Source organism: Thalassospira sp. (assembly GCF_030690045.1).
GTDB lineage: Bacteria > Pseudomonadota > Alphaproteobacteria > Rhodospirillales > Thalassospiraceae > Thalassospira.
Genome location: NZ_JAUYHK010000016.1, coordinates 706,219 through 722,008, shown reverse-complemented (window position 1 = coordinate 722,008; position 15,790 = coordinate 706,219). Strand labels below are relative to the sequence as shown.

Sequence of the window (15,790 nt, the reverse complement as noted above, 5' to 3'; positions counted from 1 at the left end):
ACCGAAACCCGCAAGGCTTCTGCCTTGCGGGTTTTTGCGTTTGGGCCAGAGGAAAGAGATGATGATGCAGCGATACAAAGACAGACAGGGCGGCGGGGAAACCCGCAAGAGGATGACCGGCGGGTGGAAAAGCCATTACGGCGGCAGTGCGCTGGCGGTCTGACCCGGCCATTTGTCAAGACGCCCGAATTGCGTCTTGTCGGTGGCGCGTCCTGCCCGGATGGTGCCCGGCGTCATCGGGCCTTGCCGGAAGTGGCAGCAGCGGACAATGGAACCGTTGCCGGACGTGTTGGCACGACTGGCGGAGGCCCGAGGTTTGCCCGGACTTCCGCAGTCCCGACGGGGGCGGTGGATTGCGCCGCTTGCCATCCGACCGGCCAAAGCGGGGGGCCATCTTGCGGCGGATTTTGCCTCGCCCATTCGTCTAACGCTATCTCCAAAAGACAGCGACGCCGGTCTAACTCTGTCAAAGCAACCTGGCTATGCGGGATGACTTTGATGAGGTGTAAGCGTTTTCCAGTTCGTGTTACGGTAGAAAGCGTCGTTTTGCACGCCAAGAAAACGATCAGCCGCGTTTGGGGGATTTATGTATCTGCGTGAACTTGAATTGACCAATTTTCGAATCTTTGCGGAGGGGAATGGCAAAGGTCGAATCCTGTTTTCAAAAGGGGTGACGGCCATTGTCGGCGGTAATGATCATGGCAAGACGGCTGTCATCGACGCTATTCGGCTTCTGCTTGGTACCAGCGATCTTGATTATGCACGTATTTCCCTCACAGATTTTCACATCTCGACGACTGGTAATATCGCCACAGAATTCAAAATTCGCGCTTGGTTCGATGACCTCAGCAATCAAGAACGCGGTACTTTTGCCGAATATCTGAGCTATGAAAAATCGGATGACGGTACAGTTCGCGCCGTTCTTTACCTCAACCTTGTTGCCAAAAATCACAAGAATTATCGCAGGGGCAGGCCGTTTATCACGACCGAAGTCAAATCCGGGGCGAATGGCGATGGCCCGGTCTTGGATCCGAATGCACGCGCGTTATTGGCGGCGACGTACCTTCGTCCCTTGCGCGATGCGGAGCGTGAGATGTCAGCAGGCCGAGGGTCGCGTTTGTCACAAATTTTGTTGAATACGGAATCCGTTGGGGCGAGAGGCGAAGAGAATTACGTAAGGGGAAATGATCCCGCTGATGTAAAAAAGCTAAGCGTTCTGCACCTTGGCGATTACACCAATGATTTGTTGGCCGGGCATGGTGCAATTCATCGGGCAGGAGAAAAGCTCAATAGCGAGTATCTTGAACCTCTGTCGTTTGCCGGAGATATGAATTCCAGCCATATTTCCATTGGTGCCGGAGGAGACGACAAGGCACGTCTGCGCCAGCTCTTGGAGAAACTGGAACTCCAACTTAAAGCAGACACAACCACAGGCGATATCCGTCACGGCCTTGGCTCCAACAATCTGCTCTATATGGCTTGTGAGCTTCTCCTGCTTGGCGATGGTGAGGACGGATCGCCCTTGCTTTTGATTGAGGAGCCAGAAGCCCATCTGCATCCTCAACGGCAATTGCTCTTAATGCAATTTCTGAAGGATCATGCGGAGAAGAATAGCACCGGATTGCAGATCATACTCACCACTCACAGCCCCAATCTCGCTTCGGTCTTGCCGTTGGATAGTCTTATATTGATGCAAAAGGGCAAGGCCTTTTCCTTGGCGAAAAAGCAGACCAAGTTGCGAACGAATGACTACCGTTTTTTGGAGCGCTTCCTTGATGTCACCAAGGCCAATCTGTTTTTCGCTCGTGGGGTTTTGATCGTTGAAGGGGATGCCGAAAACATCCTGTTACCGACCTTGGCCCGATTGCTCGGACGTGACCTAGCCAAACACGGGGTTTCTGTTGTGAATGTCGGGGGTGTTGGACTGGGCCGTTTTGCGCGAATCTTCATGCGTGAAGATGCGACTGATGGCGAGGTCGGCATTCCCGTGGCCTGCATCACCGATCTTGACGTCATGCCCGATTGCGCACCGGAACTTCTGGGGATCAAAAAAGTTCAGAATCGCGAGGGGAATGAAGAATGGCCCGCAACGCGAAGGTGGTCGATGGTCTCGGATTTTCCTAAAGACGGAAAAACGTTGGATGACGTCCGAAAGGATAAAATCGATAAGGTTTCAGGGCAACGTGTTAGCACTTTTGTCGCGGATCATTGGACCCTCGAATACGACCTTGCCAATACGGAGTTGGCCGAGGAGGTCTATGTCGCCGCAAAGTTGGCTCAGGCCGATGAAAAAATCTGTGACGGGACGAAAATCTGTGACGGGACGAAAATCCGTGACGGGACGAAAATCCGTGAAGAAGTAGAGGATAAAGCGCGGGATAGCTTTGCTGCTTTTCCTGACGATAATGCGCGAGCATCAAACATATATGCCGAATTTGCCCACAAAACCAAAACCACGGCTTCCAAGGCCATTGCTGCGCAGTACCTGGCAGAGTTGTTGGAAGCGAAGCAAGGAGAAGAGTGGAATACGGCAAAATGGGAAACAGTTCTGCCGTCTTACCTTGTTGAAGCTATCAAACATGTTACGCCAAATGCTGAAATGGTCGTCATCCAGAGGCAAGATGATGGCGGGGTTGATGGCGATATGCCGGAGCAGCCCGTCACATGAAGGACCTTGCGCCATTTGTTTTTCCCGAGATTACCGATGACGATATTGCTTGGGCATCCCGTGTTATGGGGCTGCCTGATGAAGCGTTCGATCCGGCTCGGCAGAAGGTGCTGAAGGACAGAACTTCTATTGATGTCGCCGCTTGTCCCGGTAGCGGCAAGACTACGCTACTGGTTACCAAACTGGCAATCCTTGCCCGTAAGTGGGTGGATACAAGGCGCGGTATTTGTGTTCTTTCGCATACCAATGTCGCGCGTGATGAAATTGAAAAAAAGCTCGGCTCAACTGCGGAAGGTCAGGTTCTGTTGAGCTATCCGCATTTCATTGGGACGATACACGGTTTCGTGGATAAGTTTTTGGCGATTCCTTATCTGAGGTGGAAAGGCTGGGATTGCCTAATCGACGACGATCTGTGTTTTGAGAAGATCAAAGACGAAGTTCAGTTTGTTAAGGGATATGATTTTGATTTTAAAAAAAAATATCGTCTACTTAACCATCGAAACAAAAACAAATACTTTAGAATAAATATTTCTTATTCGGAAGGTATCGTGTCGATCTCTCCATCATGCGCTAATGGGAATTTAGATATATTCCCTAATCACATCACTATTGATGATCTAATAAATTTCCAGAAAAAATTAAAACTGGGTGTCAAGTAAGAAAGGATATCATACCTACAGTGATATGTTCGTATACGGACATCGACTTCTTGACGTTTTACCCGCTGCTCGTCATCACATAATTGATCGATTTCCCGTCCTTTTTATTGACGAGGCACAGGATAACAGTGAGTTGCAATCAAATATTCTGCACCGAGTGTTTGTTAATGGGGAAACGAACATTGTATGTCAGCGTTTTGGTGATGCCAATCAGGCGATCTTTCACAGCGTAGATTCAAAAGAAATTCCAACAACGTGGGTTTTTCCCAATGATGACGAGAATATCAAGCGCGATATTCCCGACAGTCATCGCTTTGGACAGTCCATAGCAAACTTCGCAGCTCCGTTTGCTATCGTGCCGCAGGGGCTAACCGGAAAAGGTCCCGACCAAAGAAAGGCAGGCGCGGATGTTGGTGGGGTGCATACCGTCTTTTTGTTTGAAGAAAATGCGCGAGCACATGTTCTTCCTGTCTTCACAGATTATTTGCGTGAAATTTTTACGCCGGAATCTTTAGAAAATGGCAGTTTCGTCGCCGTTGGCGGCAAACACAAAGAGCCGAATGACGATAACAATAAACCGAATTCTGTCTGTGATTATTGGAATGCCTACGCGCCCGAACAAACCAGAGCCGACCCTAAGCCTGATACCTTTGTCGGCTACTTTCAAGCTGGGCGGGCCAAGTTTGACAAGGACGGAAGCGGCAATCTGCATAGCATGGTTGAGAGCATCGCAGCGGGAATTTTGGAAGCAGTGCGCCGTGCCGGAGGGAAAGTTGTCCGACGGCAGCGAAAGGACCGCTATATCCGTGAGGTGCTGGCCGATAAACAGGAAGTGTTCGCCAGCTACTGCGAGTTCATGCGCTGTTTCGTCGTTGATGGCGAAGAACTGACTCGGCAGAAATGGGATGATGAGTGGCAACGGAAAGTTAGTAACGTTGCCGAATCTGTGTTCGAGGGAGAGGCAACGTATCAGGTACCCCAGGCATTTTTAAATTGGCCTGATGCCGGGGCGGATACTCCTGTGGATGCAAAGGCTGGGACGATTTACCAAAAAGACGAACAGCTACCGAAAATTCGTCTTGGCTCCATTCACTCGGTGAAGGGAGAGACCCACACCGGCGTCTTGGTGTTGGAGACCTTCTGGAACGGCTATTACCACGGCAAACTCAAAAGCTGGTTATTGCAAGAAAAGCAAGGCGGTAACGGAGAAGGAGTACAGAACCTTAGTCGTCTGAAGCTGCACTACGTCGCCATGACCCGCCCAACCCATCTTTTGTGTCTCGCCTTGCCATCCGATACATTTACGCCTGAAGAAATAACTGCACTTTCAGAACGCGGATGGCGTATCGCCCGGATCGCGGCGGATGGTCAGGTTACATGACAAGCTTACCACCAGACAGGCAGACACACCAATGAGCACCCAAAGACAGACCCCGCCAACCGTCCAGTTTGTTCACAATGATCAGGGCACCCCGGTTGCCGTTACCATGTCGCTTGAAACCTTCAAACGGCTGGCCACCCCCGAGGCACGGGAAATGCTGGAAGATCAATATCTGGGTGAACTTGCCCTTGAGGCCGCCGACGGCCCGTTTTATCCGTTTGAATTGACCGTGCGCAAAGCCAACGGCGAAAATCCGTTGAAGGTCTACCGCGAATGGCGCGGACTGACGCAACAGGAACTGGCCGAAAAAGTTGATGTTTCAACCAACTATATCAGCCAGATCGAAACCGGCAAAAAGCAGGCTTCGCGCAAACTGCAAATGGCTCTGGCAAAGGTTTTGGGGATTGATTACGACATGATTGAAACCGCAATCCAGAGCTGAGCGGGCGAGACACGCGACCGGTTCGGTACGTGCTGGGCGGCTGTCTGGTTTCCCGTTTTCACGGGAAAGACGGTTTTTGTGGGATTGCCCCCGGCGATGAAGGCCCGGATTTCGGCAAGGTCGTCCTGCCCGGTGTCGGTGATCAGGCGCGGGGGCGGTTCCCTTGATACCTTGGCGACCGCACCCCTGCCCTGACAATCAGCCCGGAATGCGGGCGATGACCTTGATTTCGAAATCGAACCCGGCAAGCCAGGTGACACCGATTGCCGTCCAGTTCGGATAGGGGGCGTTCGGGAAGATGTCGTTTTTGACGGTCATGATCGTCCCGAACTGGTTTTCGGGATCGGTATGAAAGGTTGTGACATCGACGATATCGTCAAGCCCGCATCCGCCCGCCTGCAAGGTTGCCACAAGATTGGCGAAGGCCAGACGGACCTGGGCCTCGAAATCCGGTTCGGCCGAGCCGTCGCTGCGGCTGCCGACCTGACCCGACACGAACAGAAGATCACCGGACTGGATCGCGGCGGAATAGCCGTGTTGCGCATAAAGGTCATGCCGGTCGGCGGGGAAAACGACGTTGCGTTGTGTCATGGGAAATTTTCCTGTTATGGGGGGCTGATTGTGGGTGCCTGAAAACGGGGCCGACGGGTCTATGCCGCTCCGCCATTTCACATACGATGTGTATATAAAACTGCATACGCGACGTATGTCAAGTGATATATACGTGGCGTATGTGAAATGATATACCGGTGTCATCTGTGACAAGGGAGTTTGGGTATGGCTGTGCGGCGTCGTCTGGAGACCATGGAAGAAAACCGTAGAAAACTGATTGCCGCCGGGCGCAAGGCCTTTGGGACGGAAGGGTTTGCGGCGGCGTCGATGGATGAATTGACCGCATCGGTTGGCCTGACGCGCGGGGCGCTTTATCACAATTTCGGCGACAAGAAGGGCTTGCTGGCCGCCGTGGTGGCACAGGTTGACGGCGAGATGGCGGCGCGGGCCAGAACGGCCAGCCATGATGCCGGGGATGCGTGGGCGCAGCTTTTGGCGGAAGGGGCGGCCTATATCGCCATGGCACTGGATTCCGAGGTCAGGCGGATTGTGCTGCTGGACGGGCCGGCGTTTCTGGGGGATCCGTCCCACTGGCCCAGCCAGAACGCCTGTCTGGAAGCCACCAAACAGGCGGTCGCAAAACTGATCGCCGACGGCGTTATGAAGCGCGTCGATATCGAGGCCGCGGCCCGGCTTCTTTGCGGAGCGGCCCTGAATGCGGCCCTGTGGGTCGCAGACAGCGACGACCCGCAATCCGCCCTGCCCAGAGCGGTTGATGCCTTTTGCCTGATGGCCGAGGGGTTTCTTGCCGGGAAGCCCTGATTTCCGGCCACCGGCCATGTTGTGACATGATTGTGACGGGCCGGAATTTCCTTGCCTGATGGCGGGTTCGCGCCATATTTACGGGCAGGAAACGGGACCTTTCAGGGGTGGTTCATAACAAGGTCGAGAACGGCATAACAACGCCACCGGCGCCCCGGGTTTTTGGAGTGGGAGCTCTATGACTGCCAGTTTAGGATTGCGCGGCAGGTTGATGTTGGCAATTGTGCCGATTGCCCTGTTGTCTGTATGTGCTGCTGCAACCGCCGTTTTTTCGTTTCGGGCCACCGAAGACAGCCAGAAAATTGTTGCCAATGAAGCCGTCCCGGCCCTGATTCTGGGGCAAGGGTTGTATATGCGCAGCAACCGCCTGACCGCGATTGCCCGCAATGTTGCCACCGCCGACAATTTTGATGCCGCCCGTCAGGCCACATCGGATATGGATGCGGTGCAAAGCGCCATTCATGACGATATCCGCGCCCTGGCGGCACTGGATGTTGACCGTTTCATTCTGGATCAGTTTTCCCGCCAGACCACCGAACTGGTTGAAAATATCCGGCTGTTGCGCGATACGGCCGGAACGGCATTTGAGTTGCAAAATACCCGCATCGCGCTTGTCGCCAACACCCTGTCGGCGGCCAACAGTATTGAACTGATCGCGACCGAACTTGGCACCAATGCCAATATGGAACTGACCAACAATGCCTCGACACTTTACGAGCTGGTCGGAAATGCCGAACGCCGCAACGAGGCCTTTGACACCATTGACCAGTTGCTGGATGTCGATGCCTTTGATGCGCAAAATATGGGCGATTTGCGCGCCCTTTCCCTGAAAATCCCCGGTCTTGCCGAACAGACCGCCGCCGCCGCCGATCAGGATGCGATTGATCGCGTCAAATTCTGGATCGGCCCGGTCCTGACCCAGCTTGAAAGCAGCATTGCCTCGATCCCGCAACAGGAGATGCAGGAAAAAGCCCGTGCAGGCTTTGACGTGATTTCCACCGGCATGGGGGCCAACAAACCGGGCAGCCTGTTTGACATTCGGACCACCGAACTGAAAACCGCCGCATCGCTTGAACAGATCCTGTCGGAAAATGCCCGGATTTCGGCAAGTGTCGCCGTTACCGCCGATCAGTTGCTCGATGAAATGCGCAGCAAGATCGATGGGGCCAATCAGGCGGTCGGTCAGACCATCGATAATGCGGCAACGGTAATGATCGCCCTGGCGCTGGCGGCGATTGTGATTTCGGCCCTGATTTTGTGGCTGTATGTGCAGCGCAATTTGCTGCGCCGTCTGATCGCGCTCAATACCGCGATGAAACGCCTGACAGGGGGTGATCTTGAAACCCCGGTGCATGATACAGGCCGGGATGAAATCGCCGATATGGCCGCCGCCGTTGAAACATTTCGCGACAATGCCCGCGAGGCCGAACGCCTGCGGGCCGAAAACCATGCCGCCGAAGAACGCGCCGAACAGCGCCGCCGTCAGGCCCTGCTGGAAATGGCCGACGGGTTTGAAAGTTCGGTCAATGCCATGGTCGGCGATTTGTTGGGGGCGGTGACCGACATGCGCGATACCGCCGATATATGGCGCAGAATGCCGGGGACAATGTGGCCCGCGCCGCCGATGTCAGCACGGCATCGCAAAACGCATCGCGCAATGTCAGTTCGGTATCATCCGCGACCGAAGAATTGTCGGCATCGATCCGCGAAATCGAACGTCAGGTTGCCAAGGCCGAGGAAATATCGCGCACCGCCGTTGCCGAGGCCCGCAAATCCGATGAAACCGTGCGCATGATGTCCGAAACCGCAAACCGCATTGGCGAGGTGATCAACCTGATCACATCCATTGCCGATCAGACCAATCTGTTGGCCCTGAATGCCACCATCGAGGCGGCACGGGCCGGAGATGCCGGCAAGGGATTTGCCGTGGTGGCGGGCGAGGTTAAAAACCTTGCCTCGCAAACCCAGCGGGCGACCGAGGATATCAGCACCCAGATTGATGAAATGCGGTCGGTCAGCGAAAAGGCCGTTTTGATGATTTCATCAATTGCCCGCACCATTGGCGAAATGGATGTGATTTCCGGGTCGATTGCCGCCGCCATGCGCCAGCAAGGGGCGGCCACCGGCGAAATCGCCAATGGGTCCGAAGAAGCCGCAGGCGGGGTGCGTCAGGTTTCCGACAATATGGAAAATGTCGCCCGCGCCGCCGAAGCGGTTCAAACCTTGTCGGGCAAGGCGCGGCAGGTTGCCGAGGGCCTGTTGCAAAAGGCCCACAGCCTTCAGGACGAGGCCAACAATTTTGTCGGCCGGGTCCGGGCCGGATAACCCGGCAAATTGCCCGACAATCCGCGCAAAACAATCCCCCGCCGGAATGAATACCCGGCGGGGGATTTGGTTATCCGCCATAGCCAAACTGGCGCGGCAACCACAGCACCATGGATGGAAAGACCACCAGAACAATCAGCGCGACCAGCAATATCGCGACAAAGGGCCAGATTTCGCGAATGATATCGCGTAGCGGAATGCCGGTCACCCCATTGAGGACAAACAGCAAAATGCCATAGGGCGGGGTGATCAGCCCGATCATGATATTGATCGTCACCACCACCCCGAAATGCACCAGATCCACACCCAGATGGCTGGCCGCAGGCAGGAACAGCGGCACCACGATCAAAAGCAGGGTGGTGGCATCAAACAGACAGCCCAACAACAGGATGATGACATTGACACCGAGCAGGAACATCAGCGGCGACATATTGATATCGGCCAGATATCCGGCGACAACCGACGGGATATTTTCACTGGCGACCAGATAATTCAGCACCAGCGCCGAGGCGATGATCAAACCGACCACCGATGTCGATTTGGCCCCGTCCAGCACCAGATGATAAAATTGCCGCCACGACAAAGACCGATACACCACCACCGATAAAATCAGCGCATAGGCGGCGGCAACGGCGGCGGCCTCGGTCGGGGTGGTGATCCCGCCATAAATGCCGTACAGCAGGATGACGGGCAACAGCAAGGCCGGAAAAGCACGCATGGTCAGGCCGGGAATCTGGCGGATCGGCACCGCTTCGTCCTTGCCGAAATTGCGGCGGTGCGATGTCCAGACCACATGCGCCATCAAAACCAGCGCCAGAAACAGCCCCGGCACCACGCCGCCCAGAAACAGATAGCCGACAGAAGTATCGGAAACCAGGGCATAGAGGATCATCGGGATCGAGGGCGGAATGATCGGGCCGATCACGCTGGATGCGGCCGTCAGGGCGGCGGCATAACCGGCGGGATAGCGGTTGTTGCGGCACATCATATCGATGATGACGCGCCCGATCCCGGCGGCATCGGCAATCGCCGATCCCGACATGCCCGAAAAAATCACACTGGCCAGAACATTGACATGCGCCAGCCCGCCGCGAAACCGACCGACCACCGCCACACAAAACATCAGCAAACGGTCGCTGATCGTGCCGGCATTCATGAAATTGGCGGCCAGAATGAATAACGGCACCGCCAGCAGGACATAGCTGTTAAACAGCCCGTTTAGCGATTGTTCGGCCAGCAGGCCGACATCCTGCCCGGTGATAAAGAAATAGGCGATGGAACTGACAAAGGCCGCCATGGCAATCGGCGCACCAATCGCCCCCAGCAGCAAAAACGCCCCAAGGGCAAACAGAAAAGGCACGCTCATAATGGCTCTTCCTCGCCGGTCATCGCATTGATTTCAGTTTGCCAGCGCCGCGATGCCAGCCGCCACAAAGACAGCAGCGAGCGGACGGCAACCGCAAAAATAAAGACCGGGAAAATCGCATAGACCAGATCAAGGCCGACCCGCAAAACCGGGGTACTTTCGATCCGCATAAAGGCCACATAATCAATCACAATTGGCAGGGATGCCGCAAAACCGGCCCCGATACACACCATGCCGATGATCGCCATCACCCGTTTTTTACCCGGTGAAACGGCCAGAAACAGCATGTTGAAAGACACATGGTCGCGTTCGCGCAGGATAAAGGCCGATGTCCAGAAGACCAGCCAGATATAAAGAACAAGGCAGACTTCGACCGTCCAGCCCAGCGGCGCGTTCAGGACATAGCGCGAAAACACCTGTACCAGGAAAAGACCGAACATCGCGGTGAAAAGAATCACCGCGATGCCATCGGCACCTGTTTTCAGGAAAGGAATGACAGAGCGCACGGAAATCCTCATTCCACAGCGTTGACGCGATCCACAATCCCGTCCGGCCAATCCTTGGCGAACTCGGATTCCAGATAGGCTTTTTGCACGGTTGCGCGGAAGACATCGAGATCCGGGCTATAGACCGACAGGCCTTCGCCCTTGAAGAAATCGAGCAGGCCGGCTTCGTCCGCAATGCGGTTTTCATTGTTATAGGCGGTGGCCTTCATCGCCGCATCGTGCACGGCGGCCTGTTGTTCCGCCGTCAGGGCATCAAAGGTTTTTTTCGACATCGACAGGAAAATCGCATCGACCAGATGATTGGTCAGGACGATCTGGTTGGTGACTTCGTAAAATTTGGCGGCCCGCACGGTTGGCAGGGGGTTGTCCTGACCATCGATGGTGCCGGTTTGAAGCCCGGTATAGACTTCGCCAAAGGCCATCGGTGTCGGGCTGGTCCCCAAGGCCGAGCCGAGAAACAGCCACGCATCCGATCCGGGCATGCGCAATTTGGTGCCGTTCAGATCGGCCGGAACCTTGATTTCCTTTGTGCCGCGCAAATTGAGCTGCCGGGTGCCGAGATAACCGACATCGAGGATTTCGATATTCATCTCATCGGCGACCATTTTATAGAATTCCTGACCGATATCGCCCCGGAAAACATTGGTTTGATGGGCCGGATCGCGGATCAGATAACCGGCGGTAAAGACCGACCATGCCGGGATTTGCTTGGCAATATCCTGGGCCGAAATCATCGCCATATCCAGATTGCCGCGCTGCATGGCGGCGGGTTCGGTGCCCTGTTTGAACAGGCTTTCATTCAGGTGAATTTCAACATTGAATTCACCGGCCGATGATTTTTCCAGTTCATCCTTGAACACGGTCAGCATTTTGGCGTGCCAGTCGGATTCAACCGCCGGGCTGGAAATGCGCAATTTGACCGGGTCGGCCTGTGCCACCCCGGCAAATGCCGATACGCCGAAAACCGTGGCCAGCGCCGTAAAGCCGATTGCGGGCCTTAAAAAACGAGAAATCATGGAGGTCCTCCCTTGGACTAATGGTTTGTTATGAAGCGATTATCTTTGTTTTTGTCGGGCTTTCACAAGGAAAATATCCCGAATGTCTCGTAACAACAAACATATTGTATAACTAACATGTTAGTGATACACAACAGATAATATTGAAAAATCCCCTCCCCAACACCCGTCATAGCGAGCATCGACCATGAGTTTCAGGAAAAATCAGGTATTCGGCATTTCGGCAGCCCTGACCACCCCGTTTGCCCCGGATGGCACCATTGATCATGGTTTGTTGTGCCACCATGCCCGCCGGGTTCTGAATCAGGGATGTGTGTCGGTCACGCTGGGCGGCACCACTGGCGAAGGACCGTCGCTGTCCCATGGCGAAAAAATCGCGGCATATCATGCCCTGACCGCATCGGGCATTGCGGCGGGCGACATTGTGTTTGCCATTATCGAATCCTCGCTGACCACCGCGATTCACGCCGCCCGTGAAGCCGCCCGCCTTGGCAGCCGGTATGTGCTGGTCGCGCCGCCCTTTTATTTCAAAGGAGTTGCGGCAGACGGGGTTTCGGACTGGTACCGGCTGTTTTTAACCGCCATCGCCGATACCGGCTTGCATGTGATTTTGTATCATATCCCGCAACTGACCACCGCCCCGATGCCCTGTGATCTGGTGGCGGACCTTTTGGCGGCATTCCCCAAACAGATCAGCGGCATCAAGGATTCCGCCGGGGACTGGAGCCACACCCGGCAATTGCTGGAAAGATTCCCCGATATTGATATTCTGATTGGCGATGAAAGATTGCTTGAACAGGGGGTTGCGCTTGGCGCGTCGGGCGCGATCAGCGGGGTTGCCAATTTCCGCGTCGATCTTTTGACCCCGATCCTGACCGGGGCCAAGGCCGATGCCCATCTTGCCGGGCTGGTGGATATCATCCTGCGTTATCCGGTGACACCGGCGGTCAAGGCATTGGTCGCGCATCTGAATGGCGAGGCCGAATGGCGGGGCGCACGCGCCCCCCTTGCGGGCCTGAGAAAAGATCAATATGAAACCCTGTGTGCGGGCTATGACGGTCTTTATGCGTAAATAAAAAAGGTAATCAGGGAATGACAGAAGCCACAAAACCGGTCGGAGAGCGCAGTTTGCGCGAACAGGCCTATGACAGCTTTACCACCCGGCTTCTGTCCCGTGAAATCCGCCCCGGCCAGTTTGTGTCGCAACGCGAACTGGCCACGATTACCGGCATGCCCTTGGGCGCGATCCGCGAAATGGTGCCGCGTCTTGAGGCCGATGGCCTGATTTCAACCGTGCCGCAACGCGGCATGCAAATCGCCCATATCGACCTGAAACTGGTGCGCAATGCCTTTCAATTGCGCCTGTTTCTGGAGGCCGAAGCCGCCGCCCTGTTTGCCATCAAGGCCCCCGATGACCTTCTGGCGCAAATGCGCGCCCGCCATGAAGACGTTCTGGCGCGTGCCCGGCAGGGCATTACGCCCGACCTTCTGGAACATGCGCAGGTTGTGGACTGGTCGTTGCATGACAGCATCATCGATGCGCTGGATAATGAAATCATTTCCAATGTTTACCGGGTCAATTCCCTGAAAATCCGCCTGATCCGGCAGGAACGGTTCCGGCTGAATGAAAATCTGCTGACCACTGTGATGCAGGATCATCTGGCGATCATTTCGGCCTTTGAACAGCGCGACCCGGATCTGGCGGTTAAAAACCTGCAACGCCATCTGGAAAACGCCCGGGGCCGGGCGCTGGGCCTTGGGGAGATGTGACCGGGCTTATGCCCGTCAGGGGTGTTTCTGCGAACTGTGCAAAATACGCAGAATTTCCAGATATCCGAGTTTCGGGCGGATGCGATAAACAACGATCCACGGTGTATGGGCGACAATCAGTTCGCGGGTTCCTGCCTGACGCCCGACTTTGCCAAGCTCCGGATAAATCGACAAATTATCAATCTGGTCTTCAAGGCGGGAAAGTTGATCCAGTGCAGCGGCAATATTGTCCCGGGCAATAAAATCAATGGCAGCCTTGCGGTTTTTACGTGCCCGCGGCAACCATCGCAAAATCACCCGGCATGACCCTTAAGCCGTGCCTGCAAGGCAGCGCGTTGATCTGCGATATCCTGCAAAATTGTGTCGTGCGACACCCATTCCGTCCCCGGATTGTCGGCTTCGCGCACGGCATCGGCAACCTGTTTGCGAAACCATTGATCATGGCCTTCTGCGACAGGCATATCCGGGTCGGGCAGCTTGTTCATCAAGGCCATCGGGGCAACTCCACATCAGACTTTCGTGACTTTAGCACATCACAGCCCATCTGCAAAACCCGACACACACAAACCCGGAAAACTGTATCGGTGAAAATCACTTGTATTTAAAGACCGGACCCATCATTCGGCCTTGAAGGACGGGCCGGTTTCCAGCATGTCGTAATCAACATCAAGCGCCTTTGCCAACGCAAGTTGCAATTTGCGGGACGGCACGTTGCGACCGCGTTCGATCATGCTGATATAATTACCTGCCACACCCGCCTTGTCGGCAAGTTCCGTCTGGGTCATATCGCGCCATTCGCGGAAAATCCTGACAGGATGATCGCCCGCCATCATACGCTGCGCCAGTTCATAGGGATAACGGGTGCCGTCATCCTCTTTCGCGGCCAGTGCGGCAAGGGCTTCGTCGGACAAGTACCCTTCGGCAATATCCGGGGCAAATTTGCGGAAGGCGTCAAAGGACATCGTAACAGCGATGGGAACACCATCGCCATCATGCAAAATGGTGAAATTGTCGGGCATGTTGCAGTCTTGCTTCGACCGGGTGATTTTCAGCATCCGTTCATTCTTGTCATCAACGCGGCAAACATAACTGTTACTTATAGCACACACAGGCCAATCTATAAATAATACGAAATTATTTATATGATTTACGGTTTGTGTCTTTAAAATAATCCTGTCCCCTTTTTCGTTCGGCATAGATAGTAAACGCGTAGATGTGACGTATACCACATGCAGAAACAGCCGAGGATCAGATGCACGGCAATCGAACAAAGTCGGAGCAGAATGCACAACGCATAACGGCATGGCGTGATGCTTTTACGGACGACAGAACCGGCATCCACCGAACTATTCAGGATTTGCTCTGGAACTACGCTGCTTTTCGCACGACGATCAGAATCGTTCGCCTCGCAAATGAAAGGAGAGGTCCACGCCCACCGCTGAACCAGATGATTTTCAATCTGGTATCAGAAGGTTTCTGGTTAAGCCTGCTTCTGGGAACCCGTCGTCTGCTCGACAAAGGCCCGACAATGGGAACCCGTCGTCTGCTCGACAAAGGCCCGATAAATGGCCCCAAAGGGGTCTATTCCATCAGATCCGTGGTCAAGGATGTCGAAGCCTGCCAGTCTTGGCTCAACAGGCGCGCCTATGTCGAGCAAGTGCTGGATGCGCGTTATGATCTTGATCGTCTGCAGCAGAAGCATCACGAGGCCTTATTGGCCGCGAAGGGAGGCGTGGTGTGGGCATCTCCTGATCTTACCAAGAGCGAAGCCGCCCATCATAATTTCGACATTTTGAGCGGTGTTTCGCCTTCGCAGCGCAGCGCCAGCGACCTTATATCACCGACCATATTCACGAAGATCGAAGCCCGGCTCGTCGATCTCGACCGGATCGCAGAATATGTCAGTTCCCATGTCGCCCATGCTGGGAACAAGCAAAGTCGGGAGCATAAAAATCTGGATAAATTTGACATTCGTGACGCTCAAAATGTTCTTAAGAAATTGAAAGAAATCGCGGATCTGGTTGGTGTCTGGTTCGCCAATGAGGGTGGCGCGGGTCTAGCGACCGATCTTGGAGACCAGTTCGTCGGTCTTGATCATCCATTGGTCGAGACTGCGGAGTTGGCCGACTTGGAAGAGCAGTGGCGGTTGGTCGACGGAGAAATTGCAAAATGGTCGATCAGGCCGGATGAATTATGATCGCCAGCGGCGGACTCAGGCCTTGCTGCTCTTCGGCAAGCAATCCCGCGACCGATATGTCACCCAAAATCCCGCGCCTTCAACTT

17 protein-coding genes are annotated in these 15,790 nt (G+C 54.7%); 10 read left to right on the top strand and 7 right to left on the bottom strand.

Annotation, left to right across the window (positions count from 1 at the left end; genetic code table 11):
• Positions 1-586 precede the first annotated feature (586 nt).
• From Q8O73_RS15020 to Q8O73_RS15005, 4 genes are read left to right on the top strand one after another with little or no spacing between them, the layout of a single operon-like run.
• On the top strand, positions 587-2,668 hold the full coding sequence (locus tag Q8O73_RS15020; protein ID WP_305558979.1) for an ATP-dependent endonuclease: 2,082 nt from the start codon (positions 587-589) through the stop codon (positions 2,666-2,668).
• Positions 2,665-3,327, top strand: coding sequence for a UvrD-helicase domain-containing protein (locus Q8O73_RS15015; protein ID WP_305558978.1), 663 nt, complete (start codon positions 2,665-2,667; stop codon positions 3,325-3,327). Before Q8O73_RS15020 ends, Q8O73_RS15015 begins: the two co-directional genes overlap by 4 nt.
• Positions 3,317-4,708, top strand: coding sequence for a UvrD-helicase domain-containing protein (locus Q8O73_RS15010; protein ID WP_371135093.1), 1,392 nt, complete (start codon positions 3,317-3,319; stop codon positions 4,706-4,708). Before Q8O73_RS15015 ends, Q8O73_RS15010 begins: the two co-directional genes overlap by 11 nt.
• A gap of 31 nt (positions 4,709-4,739) precedes the next feature.
• Positions 4,740-5,150 carry a helix-turn-helix transcriptional regulator gene (locus Q8O73_RS15005; RefSeq protein ID WP_305558977.1) on the top strand — a complete coding sequence of 137 codons (411 nt, stop codon included), beginning with the start codon at positions 4,740-4,742 and terminating at the stop codon, positions 5,148-5,150.
• A 198-nt stretch (positions 5,151-5,348) separates the two neighbouring features.
• Here Q8O73_RS15005 and Q8O73_RS15000 read toward each other — a convergent pair whose 3' ends face one another.
• On the bottom strand, positions 5,349-5,741 hold the full coding sequence (locus Q8O73_RS15000) for a RidA family protein (RefSeq protein ID WP_305558976.1): 393 nt from the start codon (positions 5,739-5,741) through the stop codon (positions 5,349-5,351).
• Positions 5,742-5,927: 186 nt separating this feature from the next.
• Here Q8O73_RS15000 and Q8O73_RS14995 point away from each other — a divergent pair, with 186 nt between their 5' ends.
• From Q8O73_RS14995 to Q8O73_RS14985, 3 genes are all read left to right on the top strand, one after another.
• On the top strand, positions 5,928-6,524 hold the full coding sequence (locus Q8O73_RS14995) for a TetR/AcrR family transcriptional regulator (RefSeq protein ID WP_305558975.1): 597 nt from the start codon (positions 5,928-5,930) through the stop codon (positions 6,522-6,524).
• 178 nt (positions 6,525-6,702) lie between these two features.
• Complete coding sequence (locus Q8O73_RS14990) at positions 6,703-8,319, top strand: HAMP domain-containing protein (RefSeq protein WP_305558974.1); 1,617 nt, start codon at positions 6,703-6,705, stop codon at positions 8,317-8,319.
• Positions 8,214-8,849, top strand: a complete 636-nt coding sequence (locus Q8O73_RS14985; protein ID WP_305558973.1) for a methyl-accepting chemotaxis protein — start codon at positions 8,214-8,216, stop codon at positions 8,847-8,849. Before Q8O73_RS14990 ends, Q8O73_RS14985 begins: the two co-directional genes overlap by 106 nt.
• 70 nt (positions 8,850-8,919) lie before the next feature.
• Here the strand turns inward: Q8O73_RS14985 and Q8O73_RS14980 are convergent, their stop codons facing one another.
• From Q8O73_RS14980 to Q8O73_RS14970, 3 genes are read right to left on the bottom strand one after another with little or no spacing between them, the layout of a single operon-like run.
• Positions 8,920-10,215: a TRAP transporter large permease gene (locus Q8O73_RS14980; RefSeq protein ID WP_305558972.1), complete on the bottom strand. Its 1,296-nt coding sequence runs from the start codon at positions 10,213-10,215 to the stop codon at positions 8,920-8,922.
• The gene (locus Q8O73_RS14975) at positions 10,212-10,721 is read right to left on the bottom strand and encodes a TRAP transporter small permease (protein ID WP_305558971.1); all 510 of its coding nucleotides are present in this window, start codon (positions 10,719-10,721) and stop codon (positions 10,212-10,214) included. Before Q8O73_RS14975 ends, Q8O73_RS14980 begins: the two co-directional genes overlap by 4 nt.
• Before the next feature lie 8 nt (positions 10,722-10,729).
• Positions 10,730-11,737, bottom strand: a complete 1,008-nt coding sequence (locus Q8O73_RS14970; protein WP_305558970.1) for a sialic acid TRAP transporter substrate-binding protein SiaP — start codon at positions 11,735-11,737, stop codon at positions 10,730-10,732.
• Positions 11,738-11,924: 187 nt separating this feature from the next.
• Between Q8O73_RS14970 and Q8O73_RS14965 the strand changes: the two genes are divergently transcribed.
• Both Q8O73_RS14965 and Q8O73_RS14960 read left to right on the top strand, forming a co-directional pair.
• Positions 11,925-12,809 (top strand): dihydrodipicolinate synthase family protein, encoded by an 885-nt coding sequence (locus Q8O73_RS14965; RefSeq protein WP_305558969.1) that lies wholly within the window; start codon positions 11,925-11,927, stop codon positions 12,807-12,809.
• A 20-nt stretch (positions 12,810-12,829) separates the two neighbouring features.
• On the top strand, positions 12,830-13,507 hold the full coding sequence (locus Q8O73_RS14960; RefSeq protein WP_305558968.1) for a GntR family transcriptional regulator: 678 nt from the start codon (positions 12,830-12,832) through the stop codon (positions 13,505-13,507).
• 15 nt (positions 13,508-13,522) lie between these two features.
• Here the strand turns inward: Q8O73_RS14960 and Q8O73_RS14955 are convergent, their stop codons facing one another.
• The 3 genes from Q8O73_RS14955 to Q8O73_RS14945 all read right to left on the bottom strand — a co-directional run bounded on the left by Q8O73_RS14955 (position 13,523) and on the right by Q8O73_RS14945 (position 14,562).
• Positions 13,523-13,804 carry a type II toxin-antitoxin system RelE/ParE family toxin gene (locus tag Q8O73_RS14955; protein ID WP_305558967.1) on the bottom strand — a complete coding sequence of 94 codons (282 nt, stop codon included), beginning with the start codon at positions 13,802-13,804 and terminating at the stop codon, positions 13,523-13,525.
• Positions 13,801-13,992 (bottom strand): hypothetical protein, encoded by a 192-nt coding sequence (locus Q8O73_RS14950; protein ID WP_305558966.1) that lies wholly within the window; start codon positions 13,990-13,992, stop codon positions 13,801-13,803. The genes Q8O73_RS14955 and Q8O73_RS14950 overlap by 4 nt, the downstream gene beginning before the upstream one ends.
• Before the next feature lie 132 nt (positions 13,993-14,124).
• Positions 14,125-14,562: a helix-turn-helix transcriptional regulator gene (locus Q8O73_RS14945; RefSeq protein WP_305558965.1), complete on the bottom strand. Its 438-nt coding sequence runs from the start codon at positions 14,560-14,562 to the stop codon at positions 14,125-14,127.
• A 197-nt stretch (positions 14,563-14,759) separates the two neighbouring features.
• Here Q8O73_RS14945 and Q8O73_RS14940 point away from each other — a divergent pair, with 197 nt between their 5' ends.
• Positions 14,760-15,704: a hypothetical protein gene (locus Q8O73_RS14940; RefSeq protein WP_305558964.1), complete on the top strand. Its 945-nt coding sequence runs from the start codon at positions 14,760-14,762 to the stop codon at positions 15,702-15,704.
• The last annotated feature ends 86 nt before the right edge of the window (positions 15,705-15,790 follow it).

Excerpts from the sequence above, each read along its gene's own strand:
- Q8O73_RS15020 (WP_305558979.1), top strand. The coding sequence starts at position 587 with ATGTATCTGCGTGAACTTGAATTGACCAATTTTCGAATCTTTGCGGAG.
- Q8O73_RS15015 (WP_305558978.1), top strand. The coding sequence starts at position 2,665 with ATGAAGGACCTTGCGCCATTTGTTTTTCCCGAGATTACCGATGACGAT.
- Q8O73_RS15005 (WP_305558977.1), top strand. The coding sequence starts at position 4,740 with ATGAGCACCCAAAGACAGACCCCGCCAACCGTCCAGTTTGTTCACAAT.
- Q8O73_RS15000 (WP_305558976.1), bottom strand. The coding sequence starts at position 5,741 with ATGACACAACGCAACGTCGTTTTCCCCGCCGACCGGCATGACCTTTAT.
- Q8O73_RS14995 (WP_305558975.1), top strand. The coding sequence starts at position 5,928 with ATGGCTGTGCGGCGTCGTCTGGAGACCATGGAAGAAAACCGTAGAAAA.
- Q8O73_RS14990 (WP_305558974.1), top strand. The coding sequence starts at position 6,703 with ATGACTGCCAGTTTAGGATTGCGCGGCAGGTTGATGTTGGCAATTGTG.
- Q8O73_RS14980 (WP_305558972.1), bottom strand. The coding sequence starts at position 10,215 with ATGAGCGTGCCTTTTCTGTTTGCCCTTGGGGCGTTTTTGCTGCTGGGG.
- Q8O73_RS14970 (WP_305558970.1), bottom strand. The coding sequence starts at position 11,737 with ATGATTTCTCGTTTTTTAAGGCCCGCAATCGGCTTTACGGCGCTGGCC.
- Q8O73_RS14965 (WP_305558969.1), top strand. The coding sequence starts at position 11,925 with ATGAGTTTCAGGAAAAATCAGGTATTCGGCATTTCGGCAGCCCTGACC.
- Q8O73_RS14960 (WP_305558968.1), top strand. The coding sequence starts at position 12,830 with ATGACAGAAGCCACAAAACCGGTCGGAGAGCGCAGTTTGCGCGAACAG.
- Q8O73_RS14950 (WP_305558966.1), bottom strand. The coding sequence starts at position 13,992 with ATGAACAAGCTGCCCGACCCGGATATGCCTGTCGCAGAAGGCCATGAT.
- Q8O73_RS14945 (WP_305558965.1), bottom strand. The coding sequence starts at position 14,562 with ATGCTGAAAATCACCCGGTCGAAGCAAGACTGCAACATGCCCGACAAT.
- Q8O73_RS14940 (WP_305558964.1), top strand. The coding sequence starts at position 14,760 with ATGCACGGCAATCGAACAAAGTCGGAGCAGAATGCACAACGCATAACG.